The sequence below is a fragment of the Xenophilus arseniciresistens genome (assembly GCF_028023875.1).
Classification (GTDB): Bacteria; Pseudomonadota; Gammaproteobacteria; order Burkholderiales; family Burkholderiaceae_C; genus Xenophilus; species Xenophilus arseniciresistens.
In genome coordinates this window covers 367,571-388,077 of sequence record NZ_JAQIPB010000002.1, presented here as the reverse complement: position 1 = coordinate 388,077, position 20,507 = coordinate 367,571, and the positions used below count along the sequence as shown (strand labels likewise).

The following is a 20,507-nucleotide window of genomic DNA, read 5'->3' as shown; positions in this document are numbered from 1 at the left end:
CCAGATTTGAAATTTTGTTCGTCTGCCGGACACGCGCCAGGGCCGAGCATGAGGTCTTGAAAGGCCGCTCAGAGATCCAGCACCAGCGTGCCCGAGCGGCAGCCCGAAACGCACACCATCATCGAGCGGTTGGCCGCATGTTCCTGCTTGCTCAGGATCTGGTCGAGGTGGTCCACGTCGCCGCTGATCACCTTGACCTCGCAGGCGCCGCACACGCCTTCGCGGCAGCTGTAGTCGGCGTTGACGCCGGCATCGAGCAGTGCGTCCAGCAGCGACATACCGGCCGCCACCTGAAGCTGCCTGCCGCACTTGCGCAGTTCCACCGTGTAGCCCTCTTGCGGTGTTCGGGCCTGCGGCAAGGGCGCGGCGGCAAAGCGCTCCTGATGGACATTTGTCAGGCCCAGTGCTTCGCAAGCGTGTTCATAGCCTTCGACCAGGGCCAGCGGGCCGCAGCAATAGAAGTGCGTGCCCTCGGGTTGGTCTGCCAGCAACTGCTGCAGCTCCGCGCGGGCAGGGCGCTCGTCCCTGAACTGCCAGTCCACCGTCAGCCGGCCTGCCGAAGCCGCCGCCAGCGCCTCGATCTGCGCCACGAAGGCCGCGCCATCGCGCCGGCTGGCGCAGTAGATCAGGTGCGCACGCCGCTGCAAGGCGGCCAGGCGCCGCAGCATGGCGTACAGCGGCGTGATGCCGATGCCGCCGGCCAGCAGCACGCTGTGCGTTGCGTCTTCATGCAGCGCGAAATGGTTGCGCGGGGCGCTGAGGCTCAGGGCCTGGCCCACGCGCAGCGATGCATGCACGAAGCGCGAGCCGCCGCGGCTTTTCGGGTCCAGTGCCACGGCCACCACGTAGCGGTGGCGGTCGCCGGGATTGGTGAGCGAGTAGCTGCGCGTGAGCCCCTCGGCCAGATGCAGATCAATGTGCGCGCCGGGCTCGACCGCCTGCGCGAACGCCGTGCCCGGCACCAGCGGGCGCAGCTCCACACTCAGGATGCCCGGCGCCTCGTGGCGCATCTGGTGCACCCGCGCCTGAAGGGACGATGAAGACATTCAGCGGCGCATCCTTCTTCACATGATGTGCAGGCCGCCGTCCACCATCAGCGTGGTGCCGGTGATGAAGGAGGCCTCGCTGCTGGCCAGCCACACGATGGGCCAGGCGATTTCTTCGGGCGAAGCCCAGCGGCCGATGAGCGAGCTGTCCTTGCGCTCGGTGCGCAGTTGCTCCACGCTCTTGCCCGCGGTCCGCGCGCGGCCAACGTGGAAGTCCGTCAAGGTGGAGCCGGGGCACACCACGTTGGCGCGCACGCCGTGCGCGGCTTCTTCAAATGCCAGCGTGCGGGTGTAAGCCAGTTGCGCGGCCTTGGTCGCGTCGTACAGCGCCATGCCCTTGCGGCCGGTGACGGCGTAGCAGGACGAGACGTTGACGATGGCGCCGGTGCCCGATGCGCGCAGCGCGGGCAGGGCGACGCGGCAGTAGTTGGACATGCCCACCAGGTTCACGCCCACCATGGCCTGCCATTCGGCGGCTGTCGCATCAGCCGCGGCGCTGTAGTTGCGCATGGCGGCGTTGTTGACCAGGATGTCCAGCGCGCCCCATTGCGCCTGGCATTGCTGCACGGCGGCCTGGGCGGCCTGTTCGTCGCTCACGTCGGCCTTCACGCAGGCCAGGCGCGCGTCGGGCAGTGTTTCCAGGATGGCCTGCTGCGTGCGATCCAGCGCATCGCCGCTGGCATCGACCAGCAGCACGGCCGCGCCTTCGCTGCAGAACAGCCGCGCTGCCGCGGCGCCGATGCCGGCGCCCGCGCCGGTGATGAGGGCGGTGCGGCCTGCCAGCCGCCCGCCGGTGTTCGTCGTCATGCTCATACGGTCGCTCACTCCGCCTTGGCGCCGGTGGACTTGATCACGGCGCCCCAGCGCTTGATCTCGGTGCCGATCCAGTCGCTGAATTCCCTGGGCGTGCTGGCGACCACCTCGAACTCCATGTCGTGCAGCTGCTTCTGGATGTCGGGCTGGTTGAGCACGCGCACCATGGTCTGGTGGTAGCTGTTGATGATGGCCGGCGGCGTGTTGGCCGGCGCGAGCAGACCGATCCACGAGGTGGCCTCGAAGTCCTTCAGGCCCGATTCGGCCAGCGTGGGGATGCTGGGCGTGCTCGGGAAGCGGCGCGTGCCCGTGGTGGCCAGCAGCTTCAGGCGGCCTTCCTTCACGAAACCCTGCACGTTGCCCGGCACGAAGAAGCCGGCCTGGATGTTGCCCGCGATCAGGTCGGTCACGGCCGGGCCCGCGCCGCGGTAGGGCACATGGGTCATCTGGAAGCCTGCGGCCGACTTCATCATCTCCATGGTCAGGTGCGAGGCGCTGCCCATGGCCACCGAGCCGTAGGCGTACTTCTTCGGGTCGGCCTTGGCCTTGGCGATGAAGTCCTTCACGTCGGTGATGCCGGTGTCGGGGTTGACCACCAGGTACTGAGGCGACTTGACGGCCAGTGTGATGGGTGCGAGGTCCTTCACCGGGTCGTAGGGCATCTTGTCGAACAGCGTGACGTTGATGGCCAGCGGCCCGTTGTAGCCGATCAGCAGCGTGTGGCCGTCGGGCGCCGCGCGGGCCACTTCACCGGCACCGATGTTGCCGCCCGCGCCGGGCTTGTTCTCGACGAAGAAGGGCTGGCCCAGCGCTTCCTGCAGCTTGGGCGCAATCATGCGCGCCAGCACGTCGTTGGTGCTGCCGGTGATGGGCACGATGATGCGCACCGGCTTGCTCGGGCGCCAGTCGGCCGCGGCCTGCGCCGAGGCGGAAGAGGCGCAGAAGGCGGCGGCGCACAGGGCGAGCAGCGAGCCGGCCAGCTTGAGGGGAGTGTTCATCGGGGAGTCTCCGTTGTTGTCGTGAAGGGAAAAGCGGCTGCGCCGCCGGGCCGATGCCGGCGGCGCGAAGGCGATGCGCGAGTTCAGCGCATCCGCACCGTCAGAGGCTGAAGACGGGCTTCTTCGTGGCGTCGGCCAGTTCCTCGCGGGCCCAGGCCACCGGGTCCTGATCGCGCGGCAGCAGCACGCCGGCCGGGCGCACATGCTGTTCGGCCGGGTCCAGCGCGGGCGGCGTCTGGCCCTCTTCCAGGCCCAGGGCTGCGGCATGGAGCATGCGCCGCGCCATCACGATGGCCTTATCGGTGGGCAGCAGCATTTCGGCGGCATGGTTCTGGATGGGGCCCATGCTCTCCTGCAGCGAATAGTCCTGCGCCGAGAAGCCGAAGATGCCGCTGTACGAACGCTCTTCCTTCTGGGCCACGCGGTCCATGCCGTAGTCGTTGTCGCGGTTGGCCTTGGGAATGAAACTGCCGGGCGCTTCGTACTCCACATGGATGCCCTTGCCTTCCTCCATCGCCTGGCGCTCTTCGGCCGTGAGCGGCTGGCCGGGCTGCCAGTTGATGCTCCAGGCCCAGCAGTTGTGGTCGTCGATGGGCACCCACACGTGGCCGCCGAGTGCGTGCTCGCCGAAGGGCGCGATCAGCGTGAACCACGGGAACAGCCACTGCGTGATGCGCCAGTAGTACGAATCGGGCTCGCCATTGCGCCGGCCGAACAGGCTCAGGCCGAAGGGCGTCTGCTCGATCTCGAACTTCACGTTGCCGTCGGCCTTGATGTAGTCCAGCGCCTTGACGCCCTGGTGCATGGGGTCGGTGTCCACCTCGTAGCGGTGCACGTAGGAGACATGGGCCGTGTCGATGCCGCCTTCCATGGCCTGCAGCCAGTTGCTGTACTGCAGCCGCTTGGACACGAACACATGCTCGGGCGGCAAGGTGCACCACTCCAGCTCGGGCGGCGCGGGCTGCTGGTCGGCCGGGCCCATGTAGGTCCACACGATGCCGCCGCGTTCCACGCAGGGGTAGCCCTTGATGTGCATGCGCGCGCAGGCCTGCGGCGAGGAGGGCACGTCCACGCACTGGCCCATGCCGTCGAACTTGACGCCGTGATAGGCGCAGCGGATCCCGTTCTCTTCATTGCGGCCGAAGTACAGCGACACGCCGCGGTGCGAGCAGAACTCGCCGATCAGGCAGGCCTTGCCGTCGGAGTTGCGAAAGGCCAGCAGCTTTTCGCCCAGCAGCTGCACGCGCACCTGCGGGCCGTCGGGCTGCGCGATCTCGCTGGACATCAACGCGGGCACCCAGTAGCGGCGCATGAGATTGCCCATGCGCGTGCCGGGGCCAACGCGCGTGAGCGTTTCGGACATTTCTTGGTTCAAGGTCGTCTCCGTGGGGGCGGGAATGAAAGCTGGTTTGTTCGTCTGTTGAGACTGATGTCCATTTTTTATGAGATCAAGCGCTGTGTCAAATATCTGATTTGTTGTCCGTCTGGTGGACTTCTGGATGTGACGAGCCCGGCGGCCGCGCATCGCGCCTGCCGCGCTTGGGCTGTTGACTGACACCGGCCGGCGGCGAAGGCGCGGAAGCTCGCGCCATGAACACCCCCGCCGGCCTCCGCACTTCGCCTTCCATTGATCGTCATCCCCGCCGATGGCGGCATCGCGCGGGCGCCTGCGCAAGCGCCGGTGTGCTGGTGGCGCTGCTGGCCGCCTGCGGCGACACGGCCCAGCTGCCCGAAGCGGCCGGTATCGGCCCTTCGCCCACCCTGCCGGCGCCCAACAAGACGCTCTTTCCCACGGTGCACGTGGCCACCGCCACCGGCTGGCCGCAAGACCAGATGCCCACCCCGGCCGCCGGCACGCGCGTGACGGCCTTTGCCAAGGATCTTGCGCACCCGCGCTGGGTGTACGTGCTGCCCAACGGCGACGTGCTGGTGGCCGAAAGCGACAAGCCCGCCGTGCCCAAGGAAGACCAGGGCCTGATGAAGAAGGTGCGCGGCTGGGTCATGGGCAAGGTGATGGCGCGTGCGGGCTCGGGCAGGCAGCCTTCGGCCGATCGCATCACGCTGCTGCGCGACGCGGACGGCGACGGCCAGGCCGAGGTGCGGCACGTGTTCCTGCAGGGGCTGCATTCGCCCTTCGGCATGGCGCTGGTGGGGCAGGACTTCTACGTGGCCAATGCCGACGCGGTGATGCGCTTCCCGTACCAAAGCGGCCAGACGCAGATCACCGCCGCGGGCACGCGCGTGACCGATCTGCCCGGGCTGCCGCTGAACCACCACTGGACCAAGAACCTCATCGCCAGCCCCGACGGCGCCAAGCTGTATGTGACCGTGGGCTCCAACAGCAACGTGGGCGAGAACGGCATGGCGGCGGAAGAGGGCCGCGCCGCCATCTGGGAGCTGGACCGTGTCAGCGGCAACAAGCGTTTGTTCGCCACCGGCCTGCGCAACCCCAACGGCATGGGCTGGGCGCCGGGCACGGGCGCGCTCTGGACGGTGGTCAACGAGCGCGACGAAATCGGCAGCGACCTGGTGCCCGACTACCTGACCTCGGTCAAGGACGGCGCCTTCTACGGCTGGCCTTACAGCTACTTCGGCACCCATGTGGACGCGCGCGTGCAGCCGCCGCGCCCCGAGCTGGTGGCCAAGGCCGTGGCGCCCGACTACGCGCTGGGCAGCCATGTGGCGCCGCTGGGCCTGGCCTTCGCCGACCCGCAGCGCCCGCAGGCCGCCGCGCTGCCGCAGGCCTGGCGCGAAGGCGCTTTCATCGGCCTGCATGGTTCATGGAACCGCAAGCCCCGCAGCGGCTACAAGGTGATCTTCGTGCCCTTCGAGAACGGCCAGCCCAAGGGCATGCCGCAGGACGTGCTGACCGGCTTCCTGAACGCCGACGGCGAGGCGCGCGGCCGACCCGTGGGCGTGGCGCTGGACGCCCGGGGCGGACTGCTGGTGGCCGATGACGTGGGCAATGCGCTGTGGCGCGTGGCGGCCACCACGCCATGATGCACCTCGAAGGCTCCTGCCACTGCGGCTGCGTGCGCTTCTCGGTCGAGGCGGGCGAGTATCTGCCCTTCATGCGCTGCTACTGCTCCATCTGCCGCAAGACCGCGGGCACGGGCGGCTACGCCATCAACATCGGCGCCGACCACCGCACGCTCAAGGTGATGAAAGGCAAGCGGCATCTGCGCATCTACCAGGCGCAGATCGCAGACAAGAAGACCGGCGAGACGCGCACCAGCAGCGGCCAGCGGCACTTCTGCGGCAAGTGCGGCACGGCCCTGTGGATCTGGGACCCGCAATGGCCCGACCAGGTCTACCCCCACGCCAGCGCCATCGACACCCCGCTGCCCAAGCCGCCAGCCAACTGCCATGTGAGCCTGGACTCGATGGCCTCATGGGTGCGGGTGGAAGGGATGGCGGGGGATGAGAGGTATGAGACCTTTCCGGCCTTCTCTTTGAAGGAGTGGCATGAGAGGCGCGTCGGCAACCATCCCGGCTGACGCGCCGGGTCCAGGGCAGAGGAGGTGGTGGCCCCGGGTTCAGCGGAGCCAGTCCTTCAGACGCGTGCCCAACACCGCACGGCTGATGCCATAACGGTCGTGCAGCGTAGGCAGTGCGCCTGCGTCGAGGAAGGCGTCCGGCAGACCTGCAAGCCGGAAGCCGGCAGGCGTCGTACCGTGCTGCAGCAGCGCGCTGGCCACGGCTTCCCCCAGCCCGCCGATCACGGAGTGGTTCTCCGCGACCACGACCAAGCGGGGTTTGGCCCGTACGGCCTCAACGATCGCGGCCTCGTCCAGGGGCTTGATCGTGGGGCAATGCAGCACCGCCACCCCGATGTTGTCGGCCGCCAGATCCTGGGCTACCTCCAGGGCACGCATGGTCAGGATGCCGCTGGAGATGACCAGGATCTCATTGCCCTCGCGCAGCATCTTGGCCTTGCCGAGTTCGAACTGGTAGTCGTACTCGTCCAGAACCAGCGGCACGTTGCCACGCAGAAGGCGCATGTAGACCGGCCCCGAATGCGCAGCGATCTGCGGGACGGCCTGCTCGATGTCCAGCGCATCGCAGGGGTCGACGATGGTCAGGCCGGGCACTCCCCGCATCATGGCCAGATCTTCCGTGGCCTGGTGGCTTGGGCCGTACCCGGTGGTCAGGCCGGGCAGGGCGCAGCAGATCTTCACGTTCAGGTTCTCTTCGGCGATCACCTGATGAATGAAGTCGTAGGCGCGGCGCGTGCCAAAGACGGCGTAGGTCGTGGCAAAGGGCACCAGGCCCTCCTTGGCCATGCCCCCTGCCGCGCCCATCAACAGTTGCTCTGCCATGCCCATCTGGTGGAAGCGCTCTGGGTAGGCCTGCGCGAACAGGTGCAGGTCGGTGTATTTGGCCAGGTCGGCGGTCAGCCCCACGATCTCCGGTCGGGTCGCGGCGTACGCCACGAGGGCCTTGCCAAAAGGTGCGGCCTTCACGCGCTGTCCTTCGCTGGCAATGGAGGCAATCATTGCCGACGTGGTGAGCTTGGGTTTCTTTTCGGCGGTGGCGGTGTTCATGCGAGGGCTCCCGTGGGCTTCGACTGATCAAGGATGGCGAGTGCTTGTTGCCACTCGGGTGGGTCCACGCGGATGAAGTGGTTCTTTTCGCGTTGTTCGAGGAAGGGAACACCCTTGCCCATCAAGGTGTCGAACAGAATGACGCGGGGCCTGGACTCGGTGAGCGCGCGCGCGGCATCAAAGGCCGAAAGGACCGCAGGCAGGTCATTGCCTCTGACGCGCTGGACATGCCAGCCGAACGCCGCCCACTTGTCGGCGAGTGGCTCGAAGCCCAGCACCTTGCCGGAGGGGCCGTCGGCCTGCTGGTTGTTGATGTCGACCAGGCAGATCAGGTTGCCGAGCCCGTGGTGTGCCGCGGACATGGCGGCCTCCCAGGTCGAGCCTTCGTCAAGCTCGCCGTCGCTCATCGAGTTGTAGACGAAGGCCGGGTTCTTCTTCTGTTTCAATCCCAGCGCCATTCCTACCCCGATGACCAGCCCCTGTCCGAGGGAGCCACCGGAGATCTCCATGCCCGGCGTGTAAGTGGCCATGCCCGACATGGGAAGGCGGCTGTCGTCGCTGCCATAGCTGTCGAGTTCGCTCTCGGGGATGACGCCGGCCTCGATGAGGGCGGCGTAGTGCGCAATGGCGTAGTGGCCATGCGAGAGCAGGAAGCGGTCGCGTTGCTCCCAATGAGGGTCCTCGGGCTTGAGGCGCAGAGCGTGGCAATAGGCCACGGCCAGCACGTCGGCCCAGCCCAGGGCCTGGCCGATGTAGCCCTGGCCCTGGACCTCGCCCATGCGCAGCGCGTAGCGGCGGATTCGATAGGCCGCCTGCGCCAGGCGTTCGACGGCTTCGGAAGATGTGTTCACTTGGCAATCCTTGAAAGACGGAATGGGTGTTCAGCGCAAGATGCTTGCTGGCACATAGGACACGAGCGCGAGCACGCCGAAGGCGACGAGGTAGAACGGGCCGAGCTCGCGCACGGTCTGGCCCACCTTCACCTTGGCCAACGCGCTGGTGATGAACAGCGTCGTTCCCACAGGGGGCGTGTACAACCCCACGGCCAGGTTCACGACCATCATGACCCCGAGCTGGGTCATGTCCATGCCGATGCTGTTGGCCAGCGGGACGAAGACCGGCGTCAGCAGCAGGACGGCGGCGGGCAGGTCGATGAACATGCCGATGAACAGCATCAACAGATTCATGAGCATGATGACCATCCACTTGGCTTCGACGTTTCCCTTGACCCAGTCGACGATGCCGGTTGGCATCTGATCGAAGGTCAACAGCCAGCCAATCGCGGCCGATGCCATGATGACCAGCAGAACGACGCCCGTGGCCAGCCCCGAGTGAACGATGGCTTCATGCAGACGCTTCCAGCCCAGGTCGCGGTAGACCAGTGCCGAGACGGCGCCGGCGTACAAGGTGGAAAGAACTGCGACTTCCGTGGGCGTGGCGATGCCGAAGCGCAGGAAAACAATGATCAGCACGGGCAGCAGCAGCGCAGGCGAGGCGTAGAAAAGATGGCGGCGAAACGCCGGACCGTCGAAGCGCCCGGTCTCGCGGGGAAAGTTGCGCCGCTTTCCCACCCACCAGCACATGAACATGAAGCCGCCGCACATCAGAAGACCCGGCAGAACCCCCGCCACGAAAAGCGATGCGATGGAAGCGTTGGCGCTGAGCGCGAACAGGATCATCGGAATCGACGGCGGGATCAGGATGTCGATCGTGGCCGCCGATGCGAGGGTCGCCGCCGAGAACGCGGGCGGGTAGCCCAGGCGCTTGTGCCAGGGGATCATCAGGGAACCGATGGCGGAAGCGTCAGCCACCGCCGAGCCCGAAACCCCGCCAAAGAGCGTGGACGACAGCACGCCGACCTGGGCCGGGCCGCCATGGAAGCGGCCGATGAGAGCGGACAGAACGCCCACCAGCGCCTCACCCAGCTTGCCGCCCATCATGAGCGAACCCGTCAGCATGAAGAAGGGAATGGCAATGAGCGGGAAGCTCTGGACCTGGGCCACCATCTGTTGCACGAGCAGGTCCAGCGGAACGCGGTCGGAGGTGGCCGCGGCGGTCAACGCACCTACGAGGAGGGCGTGAGCGATGGGCATGGCGATGACGGCGCCAAACAGAAAGGTCAGAAGAATCAAGGCAGACATTCAGGACTCCCGCGCTTACCAATGAACCGATGGCACGCGCTGCTCGGCGGCGTCCGTGCCGGCCTGCGTCGCCGGTGGTTCCTGCCCGGGCACTTGCCGCAGGGCATGCCAGGCCGACTGCAGGGCCAGCGCGGCGAGCATCGCCATGCCGCACATCACGCATGCGTAGGTGATGGAGCCGGGGATCTGGAGGATCTGGCTGCGCTCGTCATGCACGATCTCCAGCATCTTTGCGGTGGACCATGCGAGGGTGCCGTAGAGCGCGGCCACCACCGTCCAACTGCCGACGGCCAGCCATCGTTGCCAGGCGGGAGGCAGCGCCTCCACCATGAAGGTGGTGGTGATGTGCGCCCCACGGGACGCTGCGAGCACGATGCCGGACATGACCAGCCAGGGAAACAGAAGCTCGGGGACTTCGTTGGCCCATTGAAGACTCATGCCGCTGCCATAGCGCAGCACGGTGTTGCCGACGAGGATCAGGAAGATGACCGTGGTGCTGATCCAGAGGATCAGCTTGCAGATCCCCACCACGGCGCGCTCGATGATGCTCATCGCGCTGCATCCACGACTTTCTTCACGTAGGGGCCAATCGGGCCGGAGGTCCATTTCTCCTGGACCTTCGCCGTGGCCTTCGAGAACTCGACCTTGTCCACCGTGCTGACCTGGACGCCCTTGGCCTTCAGGTCTTCGAGCAGGCGCGCGTCGGCTTCGCTCGAAAGCTTGCGCTGTAGGGCGGTCGCCTCGGCCGCGGCCTCGGTCAGAATCCTGCGGTCGGCCTCGTTCAGGCGATCCCAGCTGCGCTTGCTGATGAGCAGGGGCGTCATCTGGAACATGTGACTGGTCAGCGCCAGATGCTTCTGGACTTCGTAGAGCTTGCTCGCATGGAAGTTGACCAGGGGGTTTTCCTGGCCGTCCACCACGCCTTGTTGCAGCGCGACGTAGAGTTCGGCGAACTTGATCTGCTGCGCCTGCGCACCCAGCGACTGCATGATGTCCACCAGCACAGCGTCGGGCGGCGTTCGCATCTTCAGGCCCTGCATGTCCGCGACCTTGGTGATCGGGTGCTTGCCGTTGGTCATGTGGCGGATGCCGTTGTCCCAGTAGCCCAGCACCACCATCCCCTTGGCGGCCGACTTGTCGGCAAGCTCCTTGCCAAGCGGACCGTCCAGGAGCTGGAACGCCTGTGCAGGGGTGGAGAAGAGAAACGGCATGCCATACGCTGCGTATTCAGGGACTGCCGCCGACACTGCGCCCTGTGAGTTGGCCGACATATCCAGCGCGCCCGTGCGCAGCGCCGTGACCATGGCCGCGTCGTCGCCCAACTGCGCTGACGGCGCGACCTGCACTTCGATCCTTCCGTTGCTCTTCGCCTTGGCGATTTCGGCGAGTTTCAGCGAGGCCAGATGGCGGGGGTTGTCGGGTGCAGAGCCATGGCCGAGCGTGAGCTTGACCGGCTGCGCGTGTGCAAGCACGGGCGTCATGAGCGCCGCGCCGATCAGCGCGACGGCAGTGAGGTTGAAGATCTTGCGTTGCATGTGTGGTTGTCTCCTGATGAAAAGCTCGGGTCCGCCCCCGGGAGGGTCGCGGCGGGCGTTTGGGGACGGGCGTCTTCAGTGGATCAGCATGCCGCCGTTGACGTCCAGGGTGATGCCGGTGCAATAGCCCGAAAGCTCGCTCGCGAGGAATACGCAGGCGCCAGCGACGTCCTTGGCGCTGCCCAGGCGCGCCAGAGGGATCGTGTCCGCGATCTCCTGCTTGCGATCGGGTGTGAGCTTGCCCTTGGTGATGTCCGTTTCGATCAGGCCTGGCGTGATGCAGTTGACGCGGATGTTCTGGCCGCCGAACTCGCGTGCCATGGCTCGGGCCAGCCCCAGGACACCGGCCTTGGCTGCGGAGTAGTGAGGGCCGCCGAAGATGCCGCCGCCCCGCTGCGCGGAAACGGATGAGATGCAGACGATGGAGCCGGATTGCCGGGCCTGCATGGCGGGCAGAACGGCCTGCGACATATACAGCGTGCCGCGCAGGCTGACGTCGAGGATGCGGTCGTAGTCCGCTCCCGTGATCTCCAGCGTCTTGACGGGCTGGGTGATGCCTGCGTTGTTCACCAGGGCGTCGATGCGTCCGTATTGCCGCAGCACCTGCTGCGCGGCGGCTTCGCAGGAGGCCTTGTCAGTCACATCGGCCACAAGGCCCATGTGGCCGGCGCCAAGCTGGGCAGCGGCCTTCGCAGGCTCGGCCCGCTCCAGATCGAGCAGCGCCACGCGGGCGCCAAGGCTCGCCATCAGGCGCGCGGTTGCAAATCCCAATCCGTTCTCACCAGCACCACCGGTAATGACGGCGACCTTGTCTTCGAGCAGCAGCATTTGAGCGACCTCAGTTGATAACGGTCGCAATGGTCAGGGCTGCGCAGCGTGACAACAAGCGATTTATCGTCAGGCTATGATGACGAACCTTCATGAAATGCAAGGGTTCGCCCCATGTCGCTTCCCCCCACTGCACAGCTGCTGGCCTTCGATGCGGTGGCGCGACGCAGCAGCTTTGCGTTGGCCGCGACCGAGCTGCATCTGACCCCCTCAGCCGTCAGCCATCAGGTGGCCAAACTGGAGGCTCAGCTTGGAATCCGGCTCTTCGAACGCAATGCACACGGGGTGTGGCTGAGTAGCGCCGGAGAGAGCTACCTGGCGCGTATATCGGGTGCCGTCGCCGCGATCGTCACGGCCACAGAGGACTTGAAGCATGGCGTTGGCAACAGCCTCTATGTGCATTCGGCGCCCAGCATTGCCAGCCTTTGGCTGATGCCGCGGCTGCGCGGCTTCGCCAAGGCGCACCCGCACATCGCGCTCAATCTATCGGCTGCGCACACACCGAGTGATTTCGAACTGGGGCAGGCCGACGTCGATATCCGCTACGGTGTGCCCCAGTGGCCTGCCAATCTGGAGGTCGAGCCTCTGTTCGAAGAGCTGATCGTGCCCTTGGCGAGTCCGGAGTTCATCCGTGAACATCGCTTGAAGACCATCGAGCAGTTGCTCGATGTGCCGCTGATCCAGAGCAATGTCAGCCTCATTCAATGGGCGGACTGGTTCCGGAAGTTTTCGGCAGCCAAGGCGCCGGAACGGTTTGCAGTGCGCTTTGACCGCGCACAGATGTCCCTTGATGCAGCCACGCAGGGACTGGGTGTTGCGCTGGAGAGCGTTGTCAATGCCGGCGGGCACCTTGCTGATCGCAAGCTTGTTGCGCCATTCGGCATGAGCAAGGCGGTCAAGGTCAAGGCGCATTTCGTCGTCTATCCGTCCAGGAATGCCGGGCGCGCGCCTCTTCAGGCCTTTCTCACCTGGGTGCACCAGGAGGCGGCGAAGACAAGACAGCGTTGATGCCGCGCCAGCGCGCGTGGCCGAGCCTGATGGCCGTGCGTTGAAGGTCGGCGTCGAAGACGACTCGCCCGGGCCAGGTTGGCCAGGCAGTGCCCAGGGCGGCATCGTTGGGGTCGCCGCGGCGCGCGAAGGCGCCCAGGCTGCCCATCATGGCGTCGGACAGTGCCAGGCGCCCCGCCGCGTTGTCGCGCGTGAACATGAAGCGCGAGTAGAGCGACGGTCCGAAGTTGCCGAAGACGAAGGGCAGGTCGAAGGTGTGCGCAGCGCCGAAGATGCGATCCAGCGGAGGCGGCAGCCGATCCCATTCGAACTCGTAGGCCCAGACCGCGTCCTGCCGCATGCGCAGGGCGTTGAGCATGTCGTCGCGGATGGCAGAGAACCACAGCGCATCGAGCTGGCGTGCCCGCGCGTCGAAGCCTGTGCGGGGCGCGTCGACCGGCAGGTAGGCCGGCGGGATCCATTGCGCGAGCGTGGTCTGCGGCGGCGCCTCGGGGTCGTAGCGCGCGGCGAGCGAGAACACGGCCGCGTCGTCCAGAAGCCGTCCGCTGGTGCCGCCGAGCGTCGGGCTGAGCGCAAAGAGCTGCGGGAAGAGCTTGGTTTCGTCGCGCGTGTGGCCGGCCAGCACCGGCATGCGCAGGTAGCGGCCTGCCTTCACCGCCGCGATCGGGTCCTGCGCGAGCACCCAGCCATCGGGGATCGGGTTGCTGGCCGCCATGCCGCGGGCCGCGAGCCGGGTGCGCACCACCTGCAGCAGCGCATCGGCCGGCTGGCTGCGCAGCCACGCGGCGGTGCGCTGGGCGCCGGCACCGGCTTCCCACTGGCGCGCCTGCGTGGCGTCGGCAGCCTGCTGACCGGCGACCAGCGATTCATGCACCAGCGCCTCGCCGCGTGTGGCCCACACCGGCGCGGGCAGCACGGCCGGAATGCCGCCGGGCGGCAGCGAAGCCGCGGTTGAGAGCCCGCCGCTGAGCGCGGCCAGGCGGTGGAAGAGCGGACGGCCGCGCGCCGCCAGCATCGGCGAGGTGAGCAGCGCATACACGTTGACTGCACCGGCCGACTGGCCCATCAGCGTCACACGCTGCGGGTCGCCGCCGAATGCGTGCGCATTGGCGGCGACGAACTCCAGCGCCTTGACGATGTCCAGCAGCGCGAAATTGCCCGAGTCCTCCTCGCGCTGACCTGTTTTGAGCGCCTTCGCGTCGAGGAAGCCGAAGATGCCGAGCCGGTAGTTGATCGTGACCACCACCGCATCCTCGTGCCGGGCCAGTGCCGCGCCGTCGTACACGGGGTCGGCGGTGTAGCCGGTGATGTTGCTGCCGCCGTGCACGAACACGATCACCGGCCGCGGCGCCGCTGGGCGCGAGGCGGGGGTCCAGATGTTGAGGTAGAGGCAGTCCTCGTCGCCCACGGTGCGGCCGAGCGAGCTGCCGACCGTGTCGTCGTATCGGTTGTTCAGGCCGGGGCCGTAGAGGCGCTGGGTCTGCACGCAGGCGGGCGCGAAGCTGCGCGCGGCGCGCGGCGTGGCCCAGGGCTGCGGATCGCGCGGCGCGCGCCAGCGCAGGTCGCCGACCGGCGCCTGGGCATAGGGCACGCCCTTCCAGCTCCAGGTGCCGGTGGCGGCCGAGTCGTCGCTGCCCAGCACGGGGCCCCAGGTGGTCTGGCGCTGCGTCGGGCTCTCTTCGGCGTCGGGCGCCGCGCAGCCGGCCAGCGACAGCGCGAGCAGCGCGGCCGCGAGGACAGGCCAGGCGCGGTCGTTGCGAGCGGGCGCGATCATCATTCCGCCGTGATCTGAGCGGCCTGGATGATCTGCGCCCACTTGCGCGTCTCGCTGCTGATGAAGGCGCTGAACTCGGCCGGCGTGCCGCCGCGCAGCTGCAGGCCGGCGGCTTCGGCCTTGCGCCGCACCTCGGCGTCGGCCAGGGCGGCTTTGAGTTCGGTGTGGAGGCGCGTCACCACTTCGGATGGCGTTGCGGCCGGCGCCAGCATGCCGTACCAGCCGTAGCCGACCACCGTGGGCAGGCCCTGTTCGCGCAGCGTCGGGGCGTCGGGGTACAGCGGTGTGCGTTCCTCGTTCGCCACGCCCAGCACGCGCAGCTTGCCGGCCTGGATGTGCGGCACGGCGGTGGAGATGGCCGTCAGCGTGGCATCGATGCGGCCGGCCAGCAGCTCCGTGTAGGCCGGCGCGTCGCCGCGGTACTGCACCACGATGCCCTTGGCACCGGCGGCGCGCAGCAGCAGTTCGGCCGTGAGGTGGGGCGCCGACCCGGCTCCGGGCGAGCCGAAGGTAGCGCCCTTGGGGCTGGCCTTGGCATGCTGGATGAACTCGGCCAGCGTCTTGTACGGTGCCTGCGCATTCACCACGAGGAACAGCGGTGCGATGGCCGTGCTGCCGATCGCCGCGAAGCTCTTGTGCACGTCGTAGGGCAGGTCCTTGTACAGCGCCTCGCCAATGGCGATGGGCGCCGCCGCGTGCAGCAGGGTATAGCCGTCGGGCGCGGACTTGGCGACATGGTCGTTGGCGATGCGCGTGCCGGCGCCGGCCTTGTTTTCCACCACCACGCTCTGGCCCAGGCGGCGTGAGAGGACGTCGCCGAGCACGCGCGTGAGGATGTCGTTCGACCCGCCGGCCCCATAGGGCGACACCAGGCGGATCGGCCGCGCGGGCCAGGTGTGCGCAGCGGCGGGCAGGCTCCAGGGCAGGGCGAGACCGGCGGTGGCCGAGGCAAGGAGGTGGCGTCGGTTCATGGGCATGGCTCTTGTCTCCGTCTTGTTGAATTCGTGCATCAGACCGGCTGAATCGGCGGGTAGTCGAACTGCAGCGCCAGGTGCTCGGCGCGCGGCTGGTACAGCCGCAGCACCACGTAGAACAGCTCGCCCGGCGGCGCCGGCAGCCAGTTCACGCCGGGGCCGGGGTCCTGGGCCTGCAGTCGGATCACGAGGCTGCCGTCGGGCTCGGTGTGCAGGCCCGGCGTGCGGTCGCCGATCGAGTAGCGGTCGATGGGGTTGGCGACGAACAGGCAGTCGCTGCGCCGGTACATGGTGAGGGACCAGAAGGCGTCGACGCGCGGGCCGCGGCCTGGCGCGAAGCGCAGTTCATAGCGCTTCGAGCCGTCCAGGGGCTGGCCCTCGACATCGACCTCCGCGGTCGGGTACATCGCTTCATCCACGCCCAGCGCGCCGATGAAGTTGCGCGCGATGCGGGCACGCGTGAGCAGGTCCTCGCCCCAGTGCGTGCGCACCATGACCGGGATGGCCCAGCCGCCACCCAGCGCATGCGGCTGGCCGGCATTGCGCAGGCGTTCATACACGGCCGGCAAGGCTGATGCCAGCGCGTCGTCGTCCAGCGGCCAGGTGAGCGACTCGCCCTCGGGCGGCGGATTGCCGCGCAGGGCCGCGTCGACCGTGGCGCGGTACAGGCGGGAGGAGGGAATGCGCGTGTCGCGACCATCCAGGGCGGTGTCCACGCGCATCGCCGCGTCGCTGCCATCGAGCCGCCGCAGGCGCAGGGCCTGCTGCAGCGAACGCACGCGCTCGGCGTCGGGCCCGTCGTCGTCGACCAGGAAGCGGCCGATCAGCCACACGTCGTGGCCGGGCGCCGCGATGGTGTGCGTGACCTCGGCAGGCACCTTGCCACGCCAGCCCGGGCCGTGGACGAGCGTGCGCTGCGGGCGGCTGCCCGTGGTGCGCCGGCCGACGTAGGCAAAGGGGTTGGTCCATGCGTCGAGCAGGCCCAGCGTCCAGTAGCGGTCGCCGACGTCCGGCGACTCGATCAGCACGGGGCCTTCGGACAGGTCGATCCAGGCGTTGCTGTAGACCGTGTCGTTGTTCGGGCTCACCACCTCGCGGTCGGCCGGGCCGAGGCGTCGGTGGGTGTGGGTGAACTGGTTGACCCAGCGCCAGGAAGAGCCGGGCTCGTCGGAGGCAAACCCGAGCGTGGGATGCCGGCGCGCCGTGGTGGCGGCCCGCATGCGCATCATCTCGAACAGGGGCAGGGTCTGGATCACGGCGGCTTCGGCGGCCGCCGTGTCGTGGGCGGAGGGGGTGTGGAGGGTCATGGACATGCAAGCTATGGAAGAGTGCCTCAGGCCACCGCACGCTGATCGCGCAGCCGGGCGATCTCTTCGGCGGCGAAGCCCAGGGTGGCGAGCACGGCGTCGGTGTCGGCACCGCACGACGGTGCCGCCGGTGGCATGGCCCGTGGCGCATCGCCAAGCGTGTAGGGCAGCGCCAGCGCCGCGTGGCGGGTGCCGTCGGCGGCCACGGCGTCGACGAGCATGCCGCTGGCCTGCACGTCGGGGCTGCGCAGCACCTGCGCATAGCTTCGCACGGCACCGACGACGATCTGGTTGCGGCTGAGCAAGGCCACGCACTCCTCGCTGCTCATGGCCGACAGGCACTCGCGCAGCACGGCCCGCAGCTCGGCGCGGTGTTGCACGCGCAGCGCGTTGCTGCAAAAGCGCGGGTCGCCAGCCAGTTCTTCGCGGCCCATTACGCGGCACAGGCGCGCCCAGTGCTCCTGGGCGTAGGCCGAGAGCACGATGTGGCCGTCGCGCGTGGGCAGCACCTCGGCGGCGGGCGCGTTGTTGGGCTGGCCGTCGCCAATGCGCCGGGGCTCGGGCGCGCCGCCCAGATAGTCACACCAGGTCGTGGCCTGCAGGTGCATGGCCACCTCGAGCAGCGAGGTGCGCAGCGTCTCGCCACGGCCGGTGCGGGCGCGGCCATACAGCGCCGCCAGCACCGCCTGCGCGCCCAGGTGCGCGGCAGCCGCGTCGATGATGGGTGCGCCCACCTTCTGCGGCAGGCGGTCGGGCTCGCCGGTGATGGACATGAGGCCGCTCTCGGCCTGCGCCGCGATGTCGTAGCCGGGCCGCTCGCTCGACGGCCCCTGGTGGCCGAAGCCCGAGATCGAGAGATAGACGAGCGCAGGAAAGCGCTCGCGCACCGCCTCCGGGCCGAAGCCCAGCGCCTCGACGGCCCCCGGGCGCAGGTTCTGGATCAGCACGTCGCTCTCGCCGATCAGCCGCCAGGCGATGTCGCGGCCGGCCTCGCTTTTGAGGTCGAGCGCGATCGACTGCTTGCCGCGGCTGTAGGCGCGGATCATCGATTCGCCGTAGCTGCCGATGTGCCGGGCCTGGTCGCCGGCGAGCGGCTCGACCTTGATGACCTGGGCGCCTAGCTCGGCCAACACCATCGCCGCGCCAGGGCCCGCGATGTACTGCCCCAGGTCCAGCACGCGCACGCCCTCGAGCGGCGCGGCGGGTTTCTCATGTGTCTCGTCGTTCTCAATAAAGTGCATGCACCGGACCATAGCCAGTCCGGCGATTCTTGAAAATTCGATAATCGTGAGGGAGTGATCACGATTCGATATCGACCCAGGAGAGCCCGATGGACGCGACGACCGGCCGCCTCGTGCGCAAGCTGCGGCTTCGCCACCTCGAACTGTTGGCTGTGCTCGCCGAGGCCGACACCATGCGCAGCGCTTCCGCGCAACTGCACCTGAGCCAGCCGGCGATCAGCAAGATGCTCGGCGAGATCGAGACCTGCTTCGGTGCGCGCCTGTTCGAGCGCAGCCACCAGGGCATCCAGCCGAACGCGCTGGGTGCGGGCGCGGTGTTCCATGCCCGTGCGGTGCTGAATCAGCTGACGCGCGCCACCGAGGATGTCGGTGCGATGCAGCAGGGTGCCCAGGCCGTGCTGAGGGTGGGCGCGCCCTCCGTCACCGCCACGGTGCCCTCGGCCATTGCGCGGCTGCGCGCGCGCATGCCCGGCGCGGTGGTGCAGATCCGCGAGGGGCGGGTGCAGGAACTGATCCAGCGGCTGCTGACCGGCGAACTCGACTGCGTCTACGGCGCGGTGACGCCGGAGCTGCTCACCGCCGACATCACGCCGCTGCTGGAGCCCGTGGCGATGCTGCAGGACGAGCTGTGCGTGCTGGCCTCGACGCCGCCCAGAGGCACCAGCCGTGCAAGGAGCCGGCTGCGCTGGCGCGACCTGGGCAATGCGCCGTGGCTGCTGCCGCCCAAGGACACGCTGGTGCGCCAGGCCTTCATGACGGCCTTCCTGAACGACGGCGCCACGCCGCCAGTGCCGGTCATCGAAGCGATCTCGTCGGTCACCATCGGCGCGCTGATGCGGCAGGACGCGTCGCTGCTATGCGCAGTGCGGCAGGAACACGCCAGGGACGAGATCGCGCGCGGCGGCGTGCACCGGCTTGACATCGTGCCCAAGGTGCCCCTGCCGTCCTTCGGCCTTTTCTTCAGGCGTGACGGCATGGAGCGCCCGGCGGTGCTGCTCGCGTTCGCGGAGGCCGTCAGGGCCGCCGCAGCGCCACGGCGTGCGCGGGGCCGCAAAGCCTGAGGCGTTTCGGTGCTTCAGGTCGATCACGCGCCTGCCCCGATGCGTGCTACTTGCGGGCAGGGCCGCCGTAGGTCTTCACGTCCACCTTGGAATAGACCTCGCGCCAGTACAGGTCGGCCAACTGCTCGGCGTTCTCCACGTTCTGCACCAGGGGCATCCAGCGGTCCACCAGCCGGCGCATGGTGGCCACGATCTCGTCGGCGCGCTTGACGTTGTGCTGCTTGGTGTAGCTGGCCGCGATGGTCTGGATGTCGGCCTCGATGGCCTTGCGCGAAGCCTGCACCAGCGCCGGGTCGGCCTGCGTGATCTGCGTGCCCTTGGCCTTGGCGCGCTCCAGGTCGCGCTGGCCGTACTTGAGGTAGCGCATGCTGACCTCGGCCCCCAGCACCGTGCCGGCACGCAGCAGGGCCGAGCGCTGCACCTCGTTGAGCTTGCGCCAGGCGTCGAGGTTGACGTTGCTGGTGGCGCCGGAGAACGCGCCGCCGGGCACGTCGGTGGTGATGTGGGTCACTGCATCCTTCAGGTTCAGGCCGCTGAGCTCGGGCGCCGAGATGATGGCGCAATCCACCACCTTCTGGTGCAGGGCCTCGAAGACCTCGTTGCCCGACATGGAGGCCGGCGTGGCGCCCATCTCGCGCGCCCAGCGGGCCCAGGCCGCGCCGCCGGCGCGCAGGCGCGCGCCCTTCAGGTCGGCCTGCGTGCGCATGGGCTTGTTGCACAGGAGCATGTAGTTGCTGCTGCCGCCGGTGCTGGTGTAGAGCTGGTTCTGCTTGGCGAAGTCGGCCTCGCATTCCTTGCAGTGCTGGAACATGAACTCGGCCATGGCACCGCCATAGGCCAGCCCGCCCTTGCCGCTGGGGTCGTCGCGCAGGGCCAGCAGCATCGACAGCTCGGTCGCCATGTTCAGGTGCGGGAACTCGGCCGGGAAGTAGGGCGTCAGCACGTAGCCGATGTCGGCCACGCCCTGCTTGAGGCCGCCGCTCATCTCGGCCAGGTTCAGCAGCGAAAGATCGAACACGCGCACGTTGAGCGTGTTGTTGCTGTACTTCTTCACCGCGTCGGCATACAGCCGTGCGGATTCGGGCGCGGCGCCCGTCGGGAAGCCCACCGCATAGCGCAGCGAGGTGCTCTGCGCCTGGGCTGCGCCCCCGCCCAGCAGGGCGGCGGCAGACAGCAGCGCGGCCGCGGCCACGGAAGTCTTGAAGGGTTGGAACCAGCGCATGTTCGGTGTCTCCGG

Annotated in this window: 19 protein-coding genes; 4 read left to right on the top strand and 15 right to left on the bottom strand. The window is 68.2% G+C overall.

Going from position 1 to position 20,507, the window contains the following annotated elements; all coding sequences use genetic code 11:
- Positions 1-68 precede the first annotated feature (68 nt).
- From PGB34_RS06410 to PGB34_RS06395, 4 genes are all read right to left on the bottom strand, one after another.
- The gene (locus tag PGB34_RS06410; RefSeq protein ID WP_271427234.1) at positions 69-1,046 is read right to left on the bottom strand and encodes a PDR/VanB family oxidoreductase; all 978 of its coding nucleotides are present in this window, start codon (positions 1,044-1,046) and stop codon (positions 69-71) included.
- Positions 1,047-1,064: 18 nt separating this feature from the next.
- Positions 1,065-1,853 (bottom strand): SDR family NAD(P)-dependent oxidoreductase, encoded by a 789-nt coding sequence (locus PGB34_RS06405; protein WP_271427233.1) that lies wholly within the window; start codon positions 1,851-1,853, stop codon positions 1,065-1,067.
- A gap of 14 nt (positions 1,854-1,867) precedes the next feature.
- Positions 1,868-2,857, bottom strand: coding sequence for a Bug family tripartite tricarboxylate transporter substrate binding protein (locus tag PGB34_RS06400; RefSeq protein ID WP_271427232.1), 990 nt, complete (start codon positions 2,855-2,857; stop codon positions 1,868-1,870).
- A 100-nt stretch (positions 2,858-2,957) separates the two neighbouring features.
- Positions 2,958-4,232, bottom strand: a complete 1,275-nt coding sequence (locus PGB34_RS06395; RefSeq protein ID WP_271427231.1) for an aromatic ring-hydroxylating dioxygenase subunit alpha — start codon at positions 4,230-4,232, stop codon at positions 2,958-2,960.
- Between the two features lie 215 nt (positions 4,233-4,447).
- On the opposite strand from PGB34_RS06395, the gene PGB34_RS06390 reads away from it, so the two are divergent.
- Both PGB34_RS06390 and PGB34_RS06385 read left to right on the top strand, forming a co-directional pair.
- Positions 4,448-5,857 (top strand): PQQ-dependent sugar dehydrogenase, encoded by a 1,410-nt coding sequence (locus PGB34_RS06390; protein WP_271427230.1) that lies wholly within the window; start codon positions 4,448-4,450, stop codon positions 5,855-5,857.
- A complete protein-coding gene (locus tag PGB34_RS06385) occupies positions 5,854-6,354 on the top strand; it encodes a GFA family protein (protein ID WP_333909020.1) in 501 nt (166 codons plus the stop codon). Before PGB34_RS06390 ends, PGB34_RS06385 begins: the two co-directional genes overlap by 4 nt.
- A gap of 39 nt (positions 6,355-6,393) precedes the next feature.
- Here PGB34_RS06385 and PGB34_RS06380 read toward each other — a convergent pair whose 3' ends face one another.
- The 6 genes from PGB34_RS06380 to PGB34_RS06355 form a co-directional block, all read right to left on the bottom strand.
- Complete coding sequence (locus PGB34_RS06380; RefSeq protein WP_271427229.1) at positions 6,394-7,401, bottom strand: transketolase family protein; 1,008 nt, start codon at positions 7,399-7,401, stop codon at positions 6,394-6,396.
- Positions 7,398-8,252: a transketolase gene (locus PGB34_RS06375; protein WP_271427228.1), complete on the bottom strand. Its 855-nt coding sequence runs from the start codon at positions 8,250-8,252 to the stop codon at positions 7,398-7,400. Before PGB34_RS06375 ends, PGB34_RS06380 begins: the two co-directional genes overlap by 4 nt.
- A 30-nt stretch (positions 8,253-8,282) precedes the next feature.
- Positions 8,283-9,542, bottom strand: a complete 1,260-nt coding sequence (locus PGB34_RS06370; RefSeq protein ID WP_271427227.1) for a TRAP transporter large permease — start codon at positions 9,540-9,542, stop codon at positions 8,283-8,285.
- A 15-nt stretch (positions 9,543-9,557) separates the two neighbouring features.
- Positions 9,558-10,094: a TRAP transporter small permease gene (locus PGB34_RS06365; RefSeq protein ID WP_271427226.1), complete on the bottom strand. Its 537-nt coding sequence runs from the start codon at positions 10,092-10,094 to the stop codon at positions 9,558-9,560.
- The gene (locus tag PGB34_RS06360) at positions 10,091-11,077 is read right to left on the bottom strand and encodes a TRAP transporter substrate-binding protein (RefSeq protein WP_271427225.1); all 987 of its coding nucleotides are present in this window, start codon (positions 11,075-11,077) and stop codon (positions 10,091-10,093) included. Before PGB34_RS06360 ends, PGB34_RS06365 begins: the two co-directional genes overlap by 4 nt.
- Before the next feature lie 75 nt (positions 11,078-11,152).
- Positions 11,153-11,902 (bottom strand): SDR family NAD(P)-dependent oxidoreductase, encoded by a 750-nt coding sequence (locus PGB34_RS06355; RefSeq protein WP_271427672.1) that lies wholly within the window; start codon positions 11,900-11,902, stop codon positions 11,153-11,155.
- A gap of 117 nt (positions 11,903-12,019) precedes the next feature.
- Here PGB34_RS06355 and PGB34_RS06350 point away from each other — a divergent pair, with 117 nt between their 5' ends.
- Positions 12,020-12,913: a LysR substrate-binding domain-containing protein gene (locus tag PGB34_RS06350; protein ID WP_271427224.1), complete on the top strand. Its 894-nt coding sequence runs from the start codon at positions 12,020-12,022 to the stop codon at positions 12,911-12,913.
- Here the strand turns inward: PGB34_RS06350 and PGB34_RS06345 are convergent.
- The 4 genes from PGB34_RS06345 to PGB34_RS06330 are packed head-to-tail and all read right to left on the bottom strand — an operon-like array spanning position 12,870 to position 18,209.
- The gene (locus PGB34_RS06345) at positions 12,870-14,690 is read right to left on the bottom strand and encodes a carboxylesterase/lipase family protein (RefSeq protein ID WP_271427223.1); all 1,821 of its coding nucleotides are present in this window, start codon (positions 14,688-14,690) and stop codon (positions 12,870-12,872) included. The genes PGB34_RS06350 and PGB34_RS06345 overlap by 44 nt on opposite strands.
- The gene (locus PGB34_RS06340; protein ID WP_271427222.1) at positions 14,687-15,664 is read right to left on the bottom strand and encodes a Bug family tripartite tricarboxylate transporter substrate binding protein; all 978 of its coding nucleotides are present in this window, start codon (positions 15,662-15,664) and stop codon (positions 14,687-14,689) included. The genes PGB34_RS06345 and PGB34_RS06340 overlap by 4 nt, the downstream gene beginning before the upstream one ends.
- A gap of 32 nt (positions 15,665-15,696) precedes the next feature.
- Positions 15,697-16,968: a DUF1254 domain-containing protein gene (locus tag PGB34_RS06335; protein ID WP_271427221.1), complete on the bottom strand. Its 1,272-nt coding sequence runs from the start codon at positions 16,966-16,968 to the stop codon at positions 15,697-15,699.
- 26 nt (positions 16,969-16,994) lie between these two features.
- Complete coding sequence (locus tag PGB34_RS06330; RefSeq protein WP_271427220.1) at positions 16,995-18,209, bottom strand: CaiB/BaiF CoA transferase family protein; 1,215 nt, start codon at positions 18,207-18,209, stop codon at positions 16,995-16,997.
- A gap of 89 nt (positions 18,210-18,298) precedes the next feature.
- Between PGB34_RS06330 and PGB34_RS06325 the strand changes: the two genes are divergently transcribed.
- A complete protein-coding gene (locus PGB34_RS06325) occupies positions 18,299-19,270 on the top strand; it encodes a LysR substrate-binding domain-containing protein (protein WP_271427219.1) in 972 nt (323 codons plus the stop codon).
- Between the two features lie 46 nt (positions 19,271-19,316).
- On the opposite strand, the gene dctP is transcribed toward PGB34_RS06325, so the two are convergent.
- A complete protein-coding gene (gene dctP, locus PGB34_RS06320; RefSeq protein ID WP_271427218.1) occupies positions 19,317-20,492 on the bottom strand; it encodes a TRAP transporter substrate-binding protein DctP in 1,176 nt (391 codons plus the stop codon).
- Between the last annotated feature and the right edge of the window lie 15 nt (positions 20,493-20,507).

Excerpts from the sequence above, each read along its gene's own strand:
- PGB34_RS06410 (WP_271427234.1), bottom strand. The coding sequence starts at position 1,046 with ATGTCTTCATCGTCCCTTCAGGCGCGGGTGCACCAGATGCGCCACGAG.
- PGB34_RS06405 (WP_271427233.1), bottom strand. The coding sequence starts at position 1,853 with ATGACGACGAACACCGGCGGGCGGCTGGCAGGCCGCACCGCCCTCATC.
- PGB34_RS06400 (WP_271427232.1), bottom strand. The coding sequence starts at position 2,857 with ATGAACACTCCCCTCAAGCTGGCCGGCTCGCTGCTCGCCCTGTGCGCC.
- PGB34_RS06390 (WP_271427230.1), top strand. The coding sequence starts at position 4,448 with ATGAACACCCCCGCCGGCCTCCGCACTTCGCCTTCCATTGATCGTCAT.
- PGB34_RS06385 (WP_333909020.1), top strand. The coding sequence starts at position 5,854 with ATGATGCACCTCGAAGGCTCCTGCCACTGCGGCTGCGTGCGCTTCTCG.
- PGB34_RS06380 (WP_271427229.1), bottom strand. The coding sequence starts at position 7,401 with ATGAACACCGCCACCGCCGAAAAGAAACCCAAGCTCACCACGTCGGCA.
- PGB34_RS06370 (WP_271427227.1), bottom strand. The coding sequence starts at position 9,542 with ATGTCTGCCTTGATTCTTCTGACCTTTCTGTTTGGCGCCGTCATCGCC.
- PGB34_RS06365 (WP_271427226.1), bottom strand. The coding sequence starts at position 10,094 with ATGAGCATCATCGAGCGCGCCGTGGTGGGGATCTGCAAGCTGATCCTC.
- PGB34_RS06360 (WP_271427225.1), bottom strand. The coding sequence starts at position 11,077 with ATGCAACGCAAGATCTTCAACCTCACTGCCGTCGCGCTGATCGGCGCG.
- PGB34_RS06350 (WP_271427224.1), top strand. The coding sequence starts at position 12,020 with ATGTCGCTTCCCCCCACTGCACAGCTGCTGGCCTTCGATGCGGTGGCG.
- PGB34_RS06345 (WP_271427223.1), bottom strand. The coding sequence starts at position 14,690 with ATGATGATCGCGCCCGCTCGCAACGACCGCGCCTGGCCTGTCCTCGCG.
- PGB34_RS06340 (WP_271427222.1), bottom strand. The coding sequence starts at position 15,664 with ATGCCCATGAACCGACGCCACCTCCTTGCCTCGGCCACCGCCGGTCTC.
- PGB34_RS06335 (WP_271427221.1), bottom strand. The coding sequence starts at position 16,968 with ATGACCCTCCACACCCCCTCCGCCCACGACACGGCGGCCGCCGAAGCC.
- PGB34_RS06330 (WP_271427220.1), bottom strand. The coding sequence starts at position 18,209 with ATGCACTTTATTGAGAACGACGAGACACATGAGAAACCCGCCGCGCCG.
- PGB34_RS06325 (WP_271427219.1), top strand. The coding sequence starts at position 18,299 with ATGGACGCGACGACCGGCCGCCTCGTGCGCAAGCTGCGGCTTCGCCAC.
- dctP (WP_271427218.1), bottom strand. The coding sequence starts at position 20,492 with ATGCGCTGGTTCCAACCCTTCAAGACTTCCGTGGCCGCGGCCGCGCTG.